Origin of the sequence: Rhizobium hidalgonense (genome assembly GCF_005862185.2) — a bacterium.
Lineage (GTDB): Bacteria > Pseudomonadota > Alphaproteobacteria > Rhizobiales > Rhizobiaceae > Rhizobium > Rhizobium hidalgonense.
Genome location: NZ_CP054027.1, coordinates 3,210,133 through 3,226,162 on the forward strand (window position 1 = coordinate 3,210,133; position 16,030 = coordinate 3,226,162).

Consider the following 16,030-nt stretch of genomic DNA (forward strand, 5'->3'; position numbering starts at 1 on the left):
AGAGCCTAATACGGGGCCTCAGCCGGCCGTTCAAGGGTGCGCCGGGCGCCAGTGGGGATAGGTGACATAGGCCGTGACTGCGCCCTCCTCATGCGAGCGGATCGTCACGGTCTCGCCCTTCGGCATATAGACGATCTCGCCCGGCCCGGCGCTCACCGTTCCCGCCTCTGTCGAAACCGAGAGCCGTCCTTCGAGAACGATCATGACGTCGTCAACCGCCATCGTTTCGGTCAAGCTCTGGCCGGGGGCGTAGCGCCCGTAACCGATCGTGACCGGCCCGCCATGCCGCTCGTCAACGAGATTGCCGACGGAAATGTCGGCATGCTGGCCTGGTGAACGCTCCAACGAGGCGTCGGCGATCGTGAGTTTCTGCATTTTCATCGTCATCCTCCATTGCCGCGGCGGGAGGTAGCGCGGAGATATCCCGCGCCAAGTCGCTGGTATCAGCGATCGAATTGACCAGGCCTATTGGAGCTCTTATAAAACAGCTCTTGCGAAACTCCGGACCAGCCAAATAACTATTTTAAATCAATGGCTTTTACCGGACGGCGGCACGGCTGTCGGCATCGACCATGGAGAAGCACAATAATCAAGATAATGGTCTTGCTGCACAGCGCCGTTGGCGTGGATTGGCAGTCTCCCCCGAAAGGCACAAGCCTGAAGACATTGAGCGAAGCCGAAGAGCAAGGCTTCATCTTGATCCGCGGGGAATTTCAGAAACGACAATTCCGTCTGACAAAGCTGGGCTCCGAATATGTCGGGCGCGACAAACGGCGGCTGGAAGCTCGCAGGCTCTGAATAGCGCCGACAAAATAGCCCGATCCTGCAATCCGAATATCGATTGCACAGCCGCGACAATGCCCAAAGTCCGGCTGGTGCAAGCGCCGGCGCATGGGCCGGTATGATCGGCATCAGGCCGAGCACGGCGCCATCCTATTTTTCAGCGCGGTTGAGAAGAATGCGCATTTCGTCAAAGCGACGCTTGCGGTCGCCGTCATCGACGTTCGGTGAATAGCACGTGCTTGACACGCAGAAGCGCACCAGATTGTGCGGCTTGTCCGCCTTGTCGAACTCGCATTCGAATATGTCGGTCATTTCGGCCGGCGCCGTTCCCTGCCGCGTCGAATACGACATGCGAACACCCGGCGGCTTCAACTCGGGAAAGGATTGCACGGTGCCGATAGCGAGCTGATCGGCCATGAAGAAGCTCTTTGCCACGGATTTGCAGGTATTCTCGAGCTCAGGCGACTGCGCCATCGCATTTGCGGGCAAGGCGAACGCGCCAAAGGCAAATAATATGATCGGCTTACGCACTGCTACTTCCTCCACTGCCTCTGTCGATTGAGGTAGAGCGGCGAGACCAAAAGCAAATGGTGGCCTGACTGTGGTGAATGCTGCAACCCAGCCATGTCCGCTTGTGGCGCAAAGCGGTGATATTGCTGCTCTTAAGCGGACTCGAACCAGCGATCCTGAAGAAACAAGTCACCGCTCCCACGAAATCAATGCGTTGAGGCGACATCGACGCCGTCAACAACGCCATCGAGTCCCCCGTTCCCTTGCGTGTGGCCCGAAGGTATCTATTGTCGACGAATGCCGGGCGGTTGGGAGTCTGTAATGGCGGCAGTGCCTTTCTCAAAGATTTCGACGCCGCTCAACGCGCTGTTCGCTCCAATCGGTCTCTTGGTCGTTGCCGCCCTGACGACGCAGGGCCTTACTGGACAGGAGAGGCTTGTCTTTGAGTTGCTACTTGCGGCAATTTGGCTGGCCTATGTCCTGCAATTGAGCGGCACATTGCTTTCACGGCGACACCGCTTGTCGGGCGGGATCCCGGCCCTCGTGATCGATTTGCTCGCCGTTCTGGTTCCGGCTGCTGCATTCTTGTTCGTTGGGTCCCGTGATCGAAACCTCTATTGCGCCATTTGGCTTCTCAAGCCGTTGCGTGACTCGACCTTCTTCAGGCTGCTGGCAAAGGTGGTCGCGAATGAATCGCGCAATCTGATTGGCGTGACATCGGTGTTCGGCATCGTCCTTTTTGGCGCTGCGTTGGCCGGTTATATCATCGAGCGAGACGTCCAGCCCGATAGGTTCGGCAGCATTCCGCAGGCGATGTGGTGGGCGGTCGTGACACTGTCGACGACCGGCTACGGTGACGAGATCCCGCAGAGCCTTGCAGGTCGAGTTCTGGCCGGATTGGTGATGATGAGCGGGATCGGTATTTTTGCACTTTGGGCCGGCATCCTCGCCACCGGCTTCTACGAAGAGGTTCGCCGCCAAGACTTCGTTCGCAACTGGCAATTGGTCGCTGCCGTACCCCTGTTCCAGAAGCTTGGCTCCGCTGCACTGATCGAGATCGTTCGGGCGTTGCGACCGCGCATTGTCCCCGCAGGTGCCGTGATCTGCCGAAAGGGCGATGTTGGCGATCAGATGTTCTTCATTGTGGAGGGGCGGGTCACCGTGGCCACACCCGACCATCCAGTGGAACTCGGTTCCGGAAACTTCTTTGGCGAGATGGCGCTGATCAGCGGCGAACCGCGCTCGGCGACGGTCAGCGCAGCAACCGAGGTATCGCTGCTGTCGCTCTACGCCGTGGATTTCCAGATGTTGTCGAGCAGTAGTCCGGAGATCGCAGAGACCATCCGCAAGACGGCGCTGGAGCGCCGCGGCGGGCCGCCGAAGGAATAATCCAGGCCCGATGGCCGCGGCATTGCCGCAGCCGGTGGTCGAGATCGACCGCGTTGCGGCACCCGAGATAGTTCGAGGATCCGAGCAGTGCCCGCTCGGCCCCATCCAGCGGCTACGTTTCAGTGTGCGACGCCTTGTCCCTCGTGTGCCCTCACGATGGCGTCCGCTTCCTTGCCGTATAGCTCCTCGAAGTGATCGAAGGTCTTGGAAAAGTAGCCAATGCCCTGCGTCGCCGAGCGCAGCGCCCGCGCCAGATCGTCAAGTGCGCCGCCTGGAACAAGGGCCCGGAAGATGTCCCATCCCTTGGCGGTTTCATCCCGGTCGAAGCCGAGAACCTGACCCTTGAGAGCGGAGACGATCTGGACGAGGCTGCCGGAATAGATCGACGGAATATGAATTTCGCTACGGAAGACCGGTTGCATTAAAACGGCCGCCCCTTCGGAAAGCGCCTGTCGCACTCCCATTTTCGACGCAGTCCTGAAGGCGTGTTCCGAACTGTCGACGGCATGGTGTTGACCGTCGAACAGCGTTACCCCGACATCGATGACCTCGAATCCGAGCGGCCCTTTCTCCATCGCTTCGCGCGCGCCTGCTTCGACGGCAGGGATGTAGTTGCGCGGAACGACGCCACCCTTGACGGTTTCGCTGAAGGTGAAGCCCCGGCCGCGCTCGTTGGGGTGAATGCTCAGCTTCACATCCGCGAATTGCCCGGCACCGCCGGTCTGTTTGCGATGCCGGTAGTGAACCTCGGAGGGCTTGGCGATTGTCTCGCGGTAGATCGGGCTGGGTGTTCGATCGGTGACCTCGATGTGGAAGACCTCGGACAGGGTCCGGCAGAGATCGCGCAGATGGACCGGGCCCTGGGCGCGGACGAGCTGGGCGCCCGTGCCTTCCTCCTGCAAAACGACGAGACCGCGATCCGTCTCGGAAAGTTTTGCCAGCGTTTCGGAGAGCTTGTTTTCATCGCGTTCGCTGCCCGGGACTAGGATCCTTTCCAGCATCGGCGTCGGTGGCTCGGTCCATTCGGGCGGGGCGACCGTCGCGCCTGATGTCAACAGCGACGGGACGGGCAAGTGGTCGGACTTGACGGTTGCGAAGACATCCCCCGGTGCAGGCGTGATCGCCGAGCTGGAGCGTCCGTTTGCGGGATCCTGCACGGCGCCGAGGCTGGAGCCGCCCAGTGATGCGCCTTGCCGCAGTCCGTCGCCAAACGCCCGCACCAGCACCGTCTTGCCGATATTCTGACGATGATAGGCATGGAAGCTCACGGCGGTCAGCTTGTCTTCCTCGACACTGCCCGCACGAGCCAGGCGCTGTCTGAGAATCTCTACCGGCGGCGCCTCGTGGCGCAGCGCCTTCATCAGCCTCATCATGCCGTTGCCGTGACTCGCGGCACCGATCAGGACTGGAATAATCCTGTTTTCCCGGAGAACCCGCGATGAAATGGCGTAGAGGGCGTCGCTGGCCGGCTCGCGATCTTCGACCAGTTCCTCGAGAAGCCAGTCATCGAATTCGGACAGGTGTTCCAGAAGCTCGCTGCGCGCTTCGTGCTCGCGCTCGGCGGCGTTTTCGGGGATTGCGATCAGCGCCGAGGTCTGGCCTTCCCGGTAGCGCCAGGCCCGTTCCGAAATCAGGTCGCAACTGCCGACGATCCTGTCTCCCTCGCGGATCGGGATCTGGCGCAGCAAAAGCGTGTGGTTGGCGTAGTCCTGAAGCGCGGCGATCACGTCCCTCAGCCGCCCCCTCGGTTCGTCCATTCGGTTGACGAAGAGGATGCACGGCGTCCCCGAGGCTTCGACGATCCGCAGATAGGGCGCGGCGAGCACAGCCTCCTCGGGTGCCGACGAAACGCACAGGATGCAGGCGTCGCTGGCAAGGAGCGCGTGCTGTGCATGCGCCAACGCTTCGTTGGGTCCCGGCGCATCCAGCGCACACCACGCCTCGTTTCCAAAGGTGAATTCTGTGAGGTTCAATCCATAAGGGGACCTGGATTTTCTCGGCGCCCCCTCCAGGGAGCCGAGCTTTTCCACGACTGTCGATTTTCCGGTCTGCGAGGGTCCAAGCACGGTAAAGCAGCGCATCGGCATTCCTCCAACTGCCATTAAAACAATTTTCAGCCATCATAGGATGCCCTGAACCGCTGCAAGGCGCCAGAGGGGTTCAGTTCGAGAACGCTTGACGGACGCAGGAGCTGTTCTCGAATTGCCAGCGGGGCTACAGACGCATCCAAAACGATCCATCCAGAGACTCTGAAGCTACTCCCACAAGTCGTTGGGCGTGAACTTGCGGGCTGCCGCGCCAGCTTGGGGCGGAAACGCACCCTCAACCTCCGTCATTCCAGGCCTTGAGCCTGGAATCCATGGCCGCAGCCGAAGACGCCGGAGTGGGTCCTCGGGTCAAGCCCGAGGACGACGGAGGGTGGGAGGAAGCGCGCGCTTTTCACTCTCCTCAGCGGAAACCGCCGCTTGCGACCAGCCGTTCACCGCCCATCACCAGACGTTCAAGAACCGCTGGACATTAACTCTTTACCATTTGTTGACTCACCCGCGGTTGAACAATAACTTGCTAATTTGGTCGTTAGGCTTGTCCTCACATGACGGATCAATCTCTTCAGCGTCGCCTTGCCGCCATCGTCGTTGCCGATGTGGTGGGATATTCACGCCTGATGGAGGCAGATGAAGTCGCAACGCTTGATAACCTCAGGGAACTCCGTTCCGGCATCATCGAGCCGGCTGTGATGCGCCACAAAGGTCGCATCTTCAAGGTCATGGGCGACGGCTTCCTGATCGAATTCGGCAGCGCCGTGGAAGCGGTCGCAGCAGCGTTGGAAATGCAACGGGCCACCGCTGCTGTCGAGGCTTCCGAAGACCGGCGCCTGCTTTTGCGTATAGGCGTCAATCTGGGAGATGTCATTGACGAGGGTTCAGACGTCCTCGGTGACGGGGTCAATGTCGCGGCGCGCCTCGAGAGACAGGCCGCGCCGGGAGGCATCTGCATTTCAGGCGGCGTTCACGGCGAGATCCTCGGCAAGATCGACGAGCGGTTCTTCGATGCAGGCGAACGCTACCTGAAGAACCTGACCCGCCCGGTCCACGTGTGGCATTGGCCGGATGCGCTGCAGAGCATATTGCCGCTGCCGGAAAATCCCTCGATCGCCGTATTGCCGTTCACGAATATGAGTGGGGATGAAGCGGACGCGCCTTTCGTCGACGGCTTGACCGAAGACCTGATCACCGACCTTTCCCGTACGGCTGGCCTGTTCGTCATCGCGCGCAATTCCGTCTACGGCTACAAGGGCAAGCCGGTCAACGTAAAGTTGGTCGCCCAGGAACTCGGCGTCCGCTACGTCCTTGAGGGGAGCGCCAGACGGGCAATGGGCCGTGTCCGCATCAATGCCCAATTGGTCGACGCGCTTGGCGGAGGGCACTTGTGGGCCGAGCGATTTGACCGGACGGTGGAAGATGTTTTCGAATTACAGGATGAAGTTAACGCCAAGATTGTTGAAGCCCTCGTCGGCCGGCTGACCATCCCGACGCCGCGCAATCGGCCGAAGAACTTCGAGGCCTACGATCTGTGTGTGCGCGCCCGCCTGCTGACGGAAGAGTCGCCGCAAACCGAGCGTGAGGCCTATATGCTGCTCCAGCGCGCGGTCAAGCTCGAACCATCATATGCCGAGGCGCTCGGCCTGCTCGCCTATAACCGTTGGCTGGCCTGGACTCATTTCGGCGAGCCCGAAGATCCCAACCGGAAGATGGCGACGACATCGGCGCAGAAAGCGGTCGACCTGGATTCCAACGATGCCGGCTGCCGTTATGTTCTGGGGACCATTTTGGCTTATGAGCGGCGATGGGAGGAATCGGAGGCCGCCTTCGCCAGGGCCCTGGAACTGGACCCCAACCACGCCGACACCTGGGCCGCCATGTCGGACATAACAGTGCTGGACGGCAGGATTGCCGACGGACTGGCGCAGATCGAAAAAGCTCTGCGGCTCAATCCCTATCCAGCCTGTTGGTACCTGTGTCATCTTGGGCAGGCGCAATATGCTGCGCGTGACTATGAGGCGGCAACCGCCACACTGCGCAGGAAAGACACGTATCGTACCAACTCACGCAAATTCCTGGCTGCTGCGCTTGCGCAGTTGGGCCACCGTGAGGAGGCACGGCGGGAAGCAGAATTGTTCCTGATCGCCCACCCTCATTTCACGATCGGCCATTGGCTCAGCTCCCAGCCGCTACGCGATGCATCTGTACGAGACCACTTTGTCGACGGCTTCCGAAAGGCTGGCCTGCCGGAGACGTGACAGCGGGCGGGGCAATCCCGACGCGTTCGAGGACTTGATCAACGGATATGCGCTGGCGGCGCATTTCTGCGATCTCTGTCACAGCGCTATCGGTCGAAACGGCAATACGCGCCCATCTCTCCGACGCTGAGGTCATAGTAAATCATTGAGTCTTCTGAGGAACGCTGGTGCTTGTTGCCTGCAAATGAATTAAACTCATGCGATAGTTTTATCTAGCTGACATTCATCGGATCATCATCATGAATATCAGGCAGATGACCGACATCGCCGAGCAGTGGCTGACGACATTCATTCTGAACGAATGGACGTTCTTTCAGCTTGCGATCATCATCGCCGGCTACGGTTTTGCGTCCCTGCTTGCGTCACGCACAGAGCCTGCGATGGAGGCAAAGGCGCGCCAGATCAAGGGCAATCCAGACCTGCTTCGGGTCATCATTGCTCCCATGCGCCGGATGATGTGGCTTTTCCTTGTGGGGTGGTTGTGGCTCGCAAACGTCGTGTTGAGCAAGAGCACTTGGCCCTCACAACGCTGGCTTGTGTCCACGGCCCTGACGCTGGCAGCAGCATGGTTCGTCATCTCCGTCCTGACCAAAATCATCCGCAACCCTACCCTGTCACGCGCCGTCGCGATCGCCAGTTGGAGCTATATCGCTCTTTATGCGGTCGGTCTTGACGGCCCGGTTCTATCTGCGCTTGACGGGCTCGCGATTAATCTAGGTGCGGTGAGACTCTCACTTCTGCTTGTGCTCAAAGCCCTCGCGTTGGCGATCGCCTTGATCTGGATAGCCGTCCTCATTGGCAATATGCTTTCCCACTGGGTTCAGCAGTCGGCCGATTTGTCGCCTTCCATCAAGGTGCTGATCAGCAAATTCATCAAGATCAGCCTGATCATATTCGCGGGAGCCATCGCGTTGTCGGCGACCGGGGTCGACCTCACGGCGCTGACCATTTTCTCGGGCGCAGTCGGCGTCGGAATCGGCTTCGGCCTTCAAAAAGTGGTATCAAACTTCATATCCGGCATTATCATCTTGATCGACAAGTCGATCAAACCGGGTGACACGATCACACTTGGCGACACGTTCGGGTCGATCCGTGACCTGCGCTCGCGGTTTGTTTCCGTGATCACCCGCGATGGCAAGGAGTACCTCATTCCGAACGAAGACTTTATATCGCAGCAGGTGGTCAACTGGTCGTTCTCGAGTGATTATGTACGAATAGACGTCGACTTCGGAACGTCCTATGACAGCGATCCCCATCAAGTCGTGAGGATCGCCATTGCGACGGCATCGACGGTGCCCCGGGTCGCAAATCAGTATAAACCGCCCGTCTGCTGGCTGACCGGCTTTGGCGCGTCGTCGCTCGACTTTCGGCTTCGCTTCTGGATCTCGGATCCAGCGAACGGGCTGACAAATGTTCGTGGGCAAGTCCTGATGGCGCTGTGGGATGCCTTCAAGAAAGCTGGTGTCTCTATCCCGTTCCCGCATCATGAAATCATCATGAAAAGCCCTATCGAGATCAAACAACCGGAATGATCTGTTGCCCCAGTGCCCGCCAAGGACAATCGCCTGCTGATCCGGGACACCCAACACGAAAAGCGGGCATCAGAATTCTTGCCGCCGAGGTCTGAGATCGGCCGCTTTTGCTGCCGTACGAGCTCGATCCGAGGACGTGCGGTATGTGCTAGAGCCTTTCCGGGTTAGATTGAAGCATTCTGCCGGAGCAGGTTTTCGTCAGGGCAAAGGCGATTGGCGATGGGCATACCCCAAGGTACTCCGAGCCGATCGCCTTTGATCCTGGCTAGAGATGCCCGGCCTACCGGCCGCACCGCTTCGCATAGCGAAGCGATAAGTGCGTCCGGCGTTTCGTGAGTCTTGCAGATTTGCCAATGCAAATCTGCGGGAGGGTTGGCTGAAACGAGCCGGCTGATCGACCGGCCGGCTTGGCCGTAGAGCTTTGCTACGACGCGCGCCGGCCGGTCGATCATCCGACTCCGTTTGAGCCAACAGAATGATTCAATCTAACCCGGAAAGGCTCTAGGATGCGCCTGAAGACGGGATGCGACAGACGCGCTGCGAGGGGCGGTGTGATCGTACCGGAATTCGCGCGACCGAGAGCCGACGTTGTGCTCTTCAAAGGGAAGACGAGGAAGATGCCGATACCACAGCAACCCAGTCTAATCGTTCGACAGAAATCCCCACCGAATATCGAGTTTCCGTTTGCGTCGCTTTCCGATTGGCTGATCCCAACCGAGCAGTTTTTCGTGCGAAACCATTTCCCGTCGCCGAACCTCGATGCGCGAGACTGGAGATTGCGCGTTGGCGGGGCGGTGGAGCGGCCGATCGAACTTGACCTCGACAGCATCAAGGCGATGCGGAGCACGACTCTCACCGCCGTCGTCGAGTGCGCAGGGAACGGGCGCGTCTACTATGAGCCGCCGAGGGAGGGGTTGCAGTGGCAGAACGGAGCCGTCGGCAATGCCGCGTGGACAGGTGTTCTTCTGCGCGAGATTTTGGAAATGGCGGGCGTCAAGCGAACCGCATGTGAGGTTCTGCTCGCAGGCGCCGACAGCGGCATCGTCGACTCGAACAAGAAAACGGCTTCTCCCGGCCCCATCGCTTTTGCGCGCAGTTTGCCGCTTGAGAAGGCCATCGCTGACAGCACGATCCTTGCCCATTCGATGAACGACGCGCCGTTGACGCGCGATCACGGCTACCCGCTCCGCGCGGTCGTGGGTGGCTGGTTCGGCATGGCTTGGGTCAAGTGGATCACTGATATCACGGTTGTGGAACAACCGTTCCTTGGCTACTGGCAGGCGCGCGACTATTTCCGTTGGGAGCGCAGCCTCGGGGAACCCACGCTGGTCCCCCTTGCGGAGATGGAGGTCAAAGCGCAGATCGCGCGTCCCGTACAGGGGGCGCATCTCAGCGTCGGCCAACCGTACCGGATTTTCGGTGCCGCCTGGAGCGGAGAGGCTCCTATCCGGCAGGTGCAGGTCTGCACCGGGGATGGCAGGGGCTGGCGCGAGGGAAGGCTTATCGAAACAGAACGTCCCTTTGCATGGCGCTTGTGGGAGTGCATGTGGACCCCTGAAGAAGTGGGGCGATATACACTGCGATGTCGCGCGATCGATGGGGCGGGGCGCGAGCAGCCCGACCTCCAGCGTTCCGATTGCGAGAGCTACGCGGCCAATTGGATCATTCCGGTGGAGGTTACGGTCGTTCCGGAGCCACAGACATACGAGGAGGAATTCGTGATCTGATCACCGGCATGGGGCGGAATGGCGGCTCTTGGCACAACTGCAACCCGCGTTGTCACTGCGTCATGCCAAAGCCGATAATCGTCGCGATTTGCGAGGCGCCGCGCCGCCGGCGAGTTGGGCGGAAACGCACCCTCATTTTCCGTCATTCCAGGCCTTGAGCCTGGAATCCATGGTCACAACCGAGGAGACCGGGCGTGGGTCCTCGGGGCAAGCCCGAGGACGACGGAGGGTGGGTGGACCGGTGTCCGAATATGCGCGCGCTCAAGCAGCGCGCGCTTTTCACTTACATCTCAGCGGAAACCGCCGCTCGCGACCAGGCGTTCGCCGGTCAGCCAGCGGGCATCGTCGGAGGCGAGGAAGACCGCGACGTCGGCGATATCGTCCGGCTGGCCGATGCGGCCGAGCGGCGTCTGGGCGACTATGGTCTGCTGCAAATCCGAGCCGATGACGCCGGCCGTGTGGGTGCCTTCGGTCTCGACCATGCCCGGCAGAATGGCGTTGACGCGGATCTTGCGCGGGCCGAGCTCCTTGGCAAGCACGCTGTTGATGCCCTCGACGGCGCCCTTGGTGCCGGTGTAGACGGCCGATGCCGGCAAGCCCAGGCTGGTGACCACCGAGGAGATGTTGATGACGCTGCCGCCCTCGCCGAGATGCTTGGCCGCCGCCTGGGTGGTCAGGAGAACGCCGAGAACATTGACGTCGAACATGCGGCGATAATGCTCCTCGGTCACCTCGCCGATCGGGGCGAATTCATAGACGCCGGAGTTGTTGACGAGCACGTCGAGCTTGCCGAATTCCTTGACCGCGGCATCGACCACGCCCTTCGCCTGTTCGGATTTGGAAACATCGCCCTGCACCGCGATCGCCTTGCCGCCGGCCGCCCCGATCGCCGCAACCACGGCGTCTGCTCCGGCCTTGCTCGAAGCGTAATTCACCACCACTTGCGCACCCTCGGCTGCGAATGCCTTGGCGATCGCAGCGCCGATGCCTTTGGAGGCGCCCGTGACCACAGCGACCTTTCCCGTGAGCTTAGCCATATCTCAATCCTTCTGATCCGGACTGCCGCCGGAATTGGCGGTCCTGTTCCGTAGTTCAGAAATTCGGAACTGTTGATCTTAATGTCAAGGGACGCTATATAAAATTCATGAGACCGCTGTTTCACCCAGCCCTTGATGACATCCGGCCCGAAGCGATCCTCTATGCGCTTTCGGATCCGGAGCGCGTTGCGATCTACGCGCAGCTTGCCGGCGCTTCCGGTGGCGGCACCTGTTCGGCGCTTGCCCAGCTCGGCGACCGCGTCATCCCGAAGTCATCGCTGTCGAACCATTTCAAGGTGCTGCGCGAATCCGGGCTGATCCTCAGCGAGCGCCAGGGGATCGAGATGCACAATCAAACCCGCTGCGCCGAGCTGGACGAACGTTTCCCGGGCCTGATCAAGGCCATTCTGCTGGCTTACGCGCAGATCCCCGGGCAGCCGAAGGTGGGTTGACGGCCACCGGAGCAATGCCAGGAAAAGTGCGAAGCGGTTTGTCGATCGGGCGCGTAAACAAGGGCGAGCTTGCATCAGAGCCAGCGCCAGTAGCCGGCCCCGCTTGCAAAGCTGGTCAGGAGCTGTCAGGCGGCGAGAAGAAGCAGTTTACGTCGTTTTCCGTCGGATGCAGGCAGATATGATACCGGCCATCTCCGGAGGGGATTTCGTCCCCATACGGGATGAAGAACAGGTGTGGCTGTGTCGCGAGGTAGTGGTCCCCCGGATGCAGGAAGACGGAAAAGCCGCGAGGCCCCCGACTGATGCCCTGAGTGGGAATGGCCTGGCAATCTCCAACCAGACCCTGAGCTCTGCAGCACGCCGGAGGATAGGTCCAGCCGCTCTTTGCTTCATGGGCGTCGGTTCGAACGATAGTGCAGACGGAGATCGCCCCAAGTGTGATCAGGCGTACTGCTGATGTGGCGAGTGTCATTGCATACCTCCTTAGAGGCAGCCCCTCGAAAAACGCCGCGAGGTTGCGCACTGATTTCCAAAACGCGCGATCTTTTCGATACCTCGATTGGTTGTTTTTGCTACTAACCTGCGCCTGAAGAGCCAGGCCGATGTTCGACCCGCCTCTCCATGTGCCGCCACGCATCACGGCAATGGATCAGGATACAGCGCGGCTGCGTGGAAGTGAAATCAAACTTCCGGCTGGGAGCGGTCTACGCTTCCGCAAACCGTTCCAGCCTGATCAAGTGCTGCGCCTGTCCCAGCGCTAGTCCAAAACGACGACGGCTTCGACCTCGAACAGCATCGGGTCGATCGCCAGCTTGGGAACCGGGATCAAAGTCTGCGCCGGCAGCGCTGCGCCGAACATCTCCTTGACGTTCTCGGTCAACACTTGAAGCTTCGACATATCGTGATCGACGACGAAGACCGTCAGTTTGGCGACCTGGTCTGGCCTCGCGCCCAGCGCATCGAGGGCGGTGCGCAAATTGGCGTAGGCCTGCTTCACCTGGACGGCGAAATCGGGCGACAAGGCCCCGGTGCCGTCCTGTCCGCCCTGACCGGAGATATAGGCCAGCCGGCCTTGCCGCGGCACGATCACGGCCGTGCTGTAGCCGTTCGGCGTGGGGTCGTAGAGGTTTTTCGGATTGACGATCTGAAGCTTGGGATCGCTCGCGTTGGCTGTCGCCGCAGCCGGAATTCCAGTGGTCATGATGATGAGCCCTCCAATGAGCAGGTGCTTGATTGCGCGTGACATGATTTTCTCTTGGGCGTTGAGGACGGCGGGCCACCTCGCCGCCGTCTGCACGATTGAACGTTGATCTGTCGCCAATACGAGATGACTCGTACAACGTACGATTAACTTGCATCGTACGTTGTACGAGTCATCCGTCAGGATCGACATTCAACGCATTGTCGGCTTAAATCGACGCTCTCGATCAGCGAATGCATGTCGCTCGGAACTGCAACGTTCCGGGTTAACGACATGCACGAAACAAGGGCCGAAAGCCGGTGGCATCAAATTTGATGCGCCGGGCTTGGGGAAAATGCATGGCAGCCAAACGCAGCGGCGGACAGAGCAAGCGGTCTGAACGTAACGTCTCTCCTCCATCCGGGCCGGAGCCGCGCAGTGAACAGCCCCTCTCGCTGGAACGGATCGTGGCGACCGCGGTCGAACTGCTGGATGCCGAAGGGCTGGACGGATTGAAGATGCGCCGGCTGGCCGATCGGCTCGGCGCGGGTGCGATGAGCCTCTATTGGCACGTCGGCAACAAGGAGGAGGTCTTCGATCTGGCGCTCGATGCGGTGCTCGCATATCGCGGCCCGGCGCCATTGGGTGAGGCTGGCGACTGGCGCGGAGACGTCGTTCATATGCTGAAAGACTGGCGCGCCGGCATGCTGCGCCATCCCTGGTCGGCAGCACTGCTGCCGCGCCGGGCGCTCGGCCCCAACATCCTCTTTCGCCTGGAACTGCTGAGCAGCACCCTGTCCAGAGCCGGCGTGGCGGACGCCGACCTGAATGTCGCGATCTGGTCGCTCTGGAACTATGTGATCGGCGCCACCACCACCCGGGCAAGCTTCGAGCTTTCGGACGCCGACAGAGCCGCCGCGCAGCAGCGCCTCAGCGGTCTCAGCCAACACTACCCCACAATCGAACGCTCCCGGCTGCTGCTGGACAATGACTGGGAGGGCGCCTTCAACAAAGGCCTCGACTTCCTGCTCGATGGCCTCGTTCCCAAACAATATAATTCGTAGCGCCTGGAAAATGTGGGAAGGAAAGTGCTTTGTTTCGTTACCTCGGCGTTGCAATATTGACCTGCGTGCCGCTCGTTGCCGCCAATGCCGCATCTCCAGATTTCTGCCGAAACAGGATCGAGCCGAACGAGCCACTCGAGACGCGATTCATGGGACTCGACTATGCGCTGATGATCCATGTGCTGGCGGAGAAATATTGCGGAGCGGAGCCCACGCCGATGCGTCCACGATTTTTGGGATATATCCAAAAGCAGGGCTGTCCTCCGGGAACCGAGATCTATTCGGACGTCGAAGAGACGATCGCAAAGTTGGAGGGAGCAAGCCTGAAGCTTCTCGCTCAGAATGGAGACCCTGACCTCCCGCTTTCCGAACGGCAGGTGCAGGATTGGGCGGCGAACGCTGCGAAAGAGCTTGGTGGATGCGACGCATTGAAAAGCGTCCATGATGCCGAGTTTCCGCGGTAAGACGCCGTCTCTTTTCCATCAGCGGCGGCAGATATATACTGGCGTTGGCGGATGCGGCCCGAACGCTGGGGTCCTACGTCGACTGCACGGGACCGGAAGAGGCGCGCCTTGCCGTTGCGGAACCATTCACGGACCCCTCGCATTGTCCGCATGCCGGCGACAGATTTGGCGAAAGGGCGCCGCGGACCTCTGTCATCCCGGGCCCTGAGCCTGGGATCCATGCCGCTGCTGATCGAAACTCAACGTCAGGGGTTCGGAGGATCATGATATGAAGGTCTTGCTCACGCGAAAGGCGTTGAACGAAGTCCGCAGGTTCGGTGAATACATGTCGCGAAGCGAGCGCGATAGGGAATTGGTACCGTCGATTGAATGGGCATCGCCGTCCACCAGTGAAACGACCGGGCAGATCACCGAGCTCGGCAGCCATCTTTATTTGGGGGCGCTGGAGGCTGACAAGCTGCAGGGACGGATGATCCTGAAGCAGGAAGGCGTAACCTTTGCGCTTGCCTTGCCCAAGGAGGCTGAACGGCTCGCCTATGTTAAAATCGACTATGCCGGACGCGATTTCTTTATCAGCAGTTAGCCTGCACCCTTCGTCGTTCCAAGCCCCGAGCCGGGGCTCCATGCCCCATCGGCTGCGTGTTTCGCTCCAGTGGGCTTGATGCCAGGATCATGCGGGCGTAATTCGAATAGCCCTCTCCGCGACACCAATCTGAAACGATCTCATGGCCCACTCGCTGAACACGACCCCCTCGCCCGCCACTGGGCCCAACCAGCCGAAACTCGATACGGAAGAAATCTGGCAGGCCCGCGTGGATCTGGCCGCCTGCTTCCGGATGGCGGCGCGGCTCGGCATGGAGGAAGGGATCTGCAACCACTTCTCGGCAGTGGTTCCCGGTTATGACGACCTGTTCATCGTCAATCCCTATGGCTACGCCTTCGCCGAACTGACGGCCTCGATGTTGTTGATCTGCGATTTTCACGGCAACGTCGTGTCGGGCAGCGGTCAGCCCGAGGCCACCGCCTTTTACATCCACGCCAGGATTCACAAGAACATTCCCCGCGCCAAGGCGGCGTTCCACACCCATATGCCTTATGCCACCGCCCTTTCGATGACCGAAGGCGACCCGCTGATCTTTGCCGGGCAGACCGCACTGAAATTCTATGGTCGCACGGCCATCGACCGCAATTACAACGGTCTGGCGCTCGATGCGCGCGAGGGCGATCGGATCGCTGCAGCGATCGGCGATGCCGACATCGTCTTCATGAAGCACCATGGCGTGATGGTCTGTGCACCCAATATCGCCGAGGCCTGGGACGACCTCTACTATCTCGAGCGTGCCTGCGAAGTGCAGACGCTCGCTTTGTCGACCGGACGCCAAGTCCTTGCCGTCGCGCCTGAGATCGCCGAAGCGGCCTATCGGCAGATGCGCGAAGGAGACCCGGACTCGGCCCGGCTGCATCTGGAGGCGGTGAAACGCACGCTCGATCGCAGCGAGCCCGATTATAAAAGCTGAGGCACCCCGCGGCTTCGTGCAGCAAGAGCCAAGTTCTCTTGAGGGCGAGAGCGCTGATATCGCCAGCTTGTGCAA

16 protein-coding genes are annotated in these 16,030 nt (G+C 60.4%); 10 read left to right on the forward strand and 6 right to left on the reverse strand.

Annotation, left to right across the window (positions count from 1 at the left end):
• Positions 1 to 30: 30 nt before the first annotated feature.
• Positions 31 to 381 carry an AraC family ligand binding domain-containing protein gene (locus tag FFM81_RS15580; RefSeq protein WP_138385178.1) on the reverse strand — a complete coding sequence of 117 codons (351 nt, stop codon included), beginning with the start codon at positions 379 to 381 and terminating at the stop codon, positions 31 to 33.
• Between the two features lie 216 nt (positions 382 to 597).
• Here FFM81_RS15580 and FFM81_RS32760 point away from each other — a divergent pair, with 216 nt between their 5' ends.
• The gene (locus tag FFM81_RS32760; RefSeq protein WP_025415599.1) at positions 598 to 798 is read left to right on the forward strand and encodes a hypothetical protein; all 201 of its coding nucleotides are present in this window, start codon (positions 598 to 600) and stop codon (positions 796 to 798) included.
• Positions 799 to 933: 135 nt separating this feature from the next.
• Here the strand turns inward: FFM81_RS32760 and FFM81_RS15590 are convergent, their stop codons facing one another.
• Positions 934 to 1,314 carry a hypothetical protein gene (locus tag FFM81_RS15590; protein WP_003569613.1) on the reverse strand — a complete coding sequence of 127 codons (381 nt, stop codon included), beginning with the start codon at positions 1,312 to 1,314 and terminating at the stop codon, positions 934 to 936.
• Positions 1,315 to 1,614: 300 nt separating this feature from the next.
• Between FFM81_RS15590 and FFM81_RS15595 the strand changes: the two genes are divergently transcribed.
• Positions 1,615 to 2,682: a cyclic nucleotide-gated ion channel gene (locus FFM81_RS15595; RefSeq protein ID WP_138385177.1), complete on the forward strand. Its 1,068-nt coding sequence runs from the start codon at positions 1,615 to 1,617 to the stop codon at positions 2,680 to 2,682.
• Between the two features lie 119 nt (positions 2,683 to 2,801).
• On the opposite strand, the gene FFM81_RS15600 is transcribed toward FFM81_RS15595, so the two are convergent.
• Positions 2,802 to 4,763, reverse strand: a complete 1,962-nt coding sequence (locus FFM81_RS15600) for an elongation factor G (protein ID WP_138385176.1) — start codon at positions 4,761 to 4,763, stop codon at positions 2,802 to 2,804.
• 512 nt (positions 4,764 to 5,275) lie between these two features.
• Between FFM81_RS15600 and FFM81_RS15605 the strand changes: the two genes are divergently transcribed.
• The 3 genes from FFM81_RS15605 (at position 5,276) to FFM81_RS15615 (ending at position 10,241) form a co-directional block, all read left to right on the forward strand.
• On the forward strand, positions 5,276 to 6,982 hold the full coding sequence (locus FFM81_RS15605; RefSeq protein WP_138385175.1) for an adenylate/guanylate cyclase domain-containing protein: 1,707 nt from the start codon (positions 5,276 to 5,278) through the stop codon (positions 6,980 to 6,982).
• A gap of 239 nt (positions 6,983 to 7,221) precedes the next feature.
• Positions 7,222 to 8,514, forward strand: a complete 1,293-nt coding sequence (locus FFM81_RS15610; RefSeq protein WP_025415595.1) for a mechanosensitive ion channel family protein — start codon at positions 7,222 to 7,224, stop codon at positions 8,512 to 8,514.
• A 617-nt stretch (positions 8,515 to 9,131) separates the two neighbouring features.
• Positions 9,132 to 10,241, forward strand: a complete 1,110-nt coding sequence (locus tag FFM81_RS15615; protein ID WP_138385173.1) for a sulfite oxidase — start codon at positions 9,132 to 9,134, stop codon at positions 10,239 to 10,241.
• A 290-nt stretch (positions 10,242 to 10,531) separates the two neighbouring features.
• Here FFM81_RS15615 and FFM81_RS15620 read toward each other — a convergent pair whose 3' ends face one another.
• Positions 10,532 to 11,278 (reverse strand): glucose 1-dehydrogenase, encoded by a 747-nt coding sequence (locus FFM81_RS15620; RefSeq protein ID WP_003569619.1) that lies wholly within the window; start codon positions 11,276 to 11,278, stop codon positions 10,532 to 10,534.
• A 107-nt stretch (positions 11,279 to 11,385) separates the two neighbouring features.
• Here FFM81_RS15620 and FFM81_RS15625 point away from each other — a divergent pair, with 107 nt between their 5' ends.
• On the forward strand, positions 11,386 to 11,730 hold the full coding sequence (locus FFM81_RS15625) for an ArsR/SmtB family transcription factor (protein WP_003569620.1): 345 nt from the start codon (positions 11,386 to 11,388) through the stop codon (positions 11,728 to 11,730).
• 115 nt (positions 11,731 to 11,845) lie between these two features.
• Here the strand turns inward: FFM81_RS15625 and FFM81_RS15630 are convergent, their stop codons facing one another.
• Positions 11,846 to 12,202, reverse strand: a complete 357-nt coding sequence (locus tag FFM81_RS15630; protein ID WP_080687555.1) for a hypothetical protein — start codon at positions 12,200 to 12,202, stop codon at positions 11,846 to 11,848.
• Positions 12,203 to 12,487: 285 nt separating this feature from the next.
• Positions 12,488 to 12,976: a RidA family protein gene (locus FFM81_RS15635; protein ID WP_138385172.1), complete on the reverse strand. Its 489-nt coding sequence runs from the start codon at positions 12,974 to 12,976 to the stop codon at positions 12,488 to 12,490.
• Positions 12,977 to 13,269: 293 nt separating this feature from the next.
• Here FFM81_RS15635 and FFM81_RS15640 point away from each other — a divergent pair, with 293 nt between their 5' ends.
• The 4 genes from FFM81_RS15640 (at position 13,270) to FFM81_RS15655 (ending at position 15,955) form a co-directional block, all read left to right on the forward strand.
• Positions 13,270 to 13,974: a TetR/AcrR family transcriptional regulator gene (locus FFM81_RS15640; RefSeq protein ID WP_128399546.1), complete on the forward strand. Its 705-nt coding sequence runs from the start codon at positions 13,270 to 13,272 to the stop codon at positions 13,972 to 13,974.
• A gap of 149 nt (positions 13,975 to 14,123) precedes the next feature.
• Positions 14,124 to 14,438 carry a hypothetical protein gene (locus FFM81_RS15645; protein WP_245456691.1) on the forward strand — a complete coding sequence of 105 codons (315 nt, stop codon included), beginning with the start codon at positions 14,124 to 14,126 and terminating at the stop codon, positions 14,436 to 14,438.
• Positions 14,439 to 14,706: 268 nt separating this feature from the next.
• Positions 14,707 to 15,021 (forward strand): hypothetical protein, encoded by a 315-nt coding sequence (locus FFM81_RS15650; protein ID WP_003569626.1) that lies wholly within the window; start codon positions 14,707 to 14,709, stop codon positions 15,019 to 15,021.
• Between the two features lie 142 nt (positions 15,022 to 15,163).
• Complete coding sequence (locus FFM81_RS15655) at positions 15,164 to 15,955, forward strand: aldolase (protein ID WP_138385170.1); 792 nt, start codon at positions 15,164 to 15,166, stop codon at positions 15,953 to 15,955.
• The last annotated feature ends 75 nt before the right edge of the window (positions 15,956 to 16,030 follow it).

Bases quoted from the DNA above. Each gene is read 5' to 3' on its own strand.
- FFM81_RS15580 (WP_138385178.1), bottom strand. From the start codon at position 381: ATGAAAATGCAGAAACTCACGATCGCCGACGCCTCGTTGGAGCGTTCA.
- FFM81_RS32760 (WP_025415599.1), top strand. From the start codon at position 598: ATGGTCTTGCTGCACAGCGCCGTTGGCGTGGATTGGCAGTCTCCCCCG.
- FFM81_RS15595 (WP_138385177.1), top strand. From the start codon at position 1,615: ATGGCGGCAGTGCCTTTCTCAAAGATTTCGACGCCGCTCAACGCGCTG.
- FFM81_RS15600 (WP_138385176.1), bottom strand. From the start codon at position 4,763: ATGCGCTGCTTTACCGTGCTTGGACCCTCGCAGACCGGAAAATCGACA.
- FFM81_RS15605 (WP_138385175.1), top strand. From the start codon at position 5,276: ATGACGGATCAATCTCTTCAGCGTCGCCTTGCCGCCATCGTCGTTGCC.
- FFM81_RS15610 (WP_025415595.1), top strand. From the start codon at position 7,222: ATGAATATCAGGCAGATGACCGACATCGCCGAGCAGTGGCTGACGACA.
- FFM81_RS15615 (WP_138385173.1), top strand. From the start codon at position 9,132: ATGCCGATACCACAGCAACCCAGTCTAATCGTTCGACAGAAATCCCCA.
- FFM81_RS15620 (WP_003569619.1), bottom strand. From the start codon at position 11,278: ATGGCTAAGCTCACGGGAAAGGTCGCTGTGGTCACGGGCGCCTCCAAA.
- FFM81_RS15625 (WP_003569620.1), top strand. From the start codon at position 11,386: ATGAGACCGCTGTTTCACCCAGCCCTTGATGACATCCGGCCCGAAGCG.
- FFM81_RS15630 (WP_080687555.1), bottom strand. From the start codon at position 12,202: ATGACACTCGCCACATCAGCAGTACGCCTGATCACACTTGGGGCGATC.
- FFM81_RS15635 (WP_138385172.1), bottom strand. From the start codon at position 12,976: ATGTCACGCGCAATCAAGCACCTGCTCATTGGAGGGCTCATCATCATG.
- FFM81_RS15640 (WP_128399546.1), top strand. From the start codon at position 13,270: ATGGCAGCCAAACGCAGCGGCGGACAGAGCAAGCGGTCTGAACGTAAC.
- FFM81_RS15645 (WP_245456691.1), top strand. From the start codon at position 14,124: ATGGGACTCGACTATGCGCTGATGATCCATGTGCTGGCGGAGAAATAT.
- FFM81_RS15650 (WP_003569626.1), top strand. From the start codon at position 14,707: ATGAAGGTCTTGCTCACGCGAAAGGCGTTGAACGAAGTCCGCAGGTTC.
- FFM81_RS15655 (WP_138385170.1), top strand. From the start codon at position 15,164: ATGGCCCACTCGCTGAACACGACCCCCTCGCCCGCCACTGGGCCCAAC.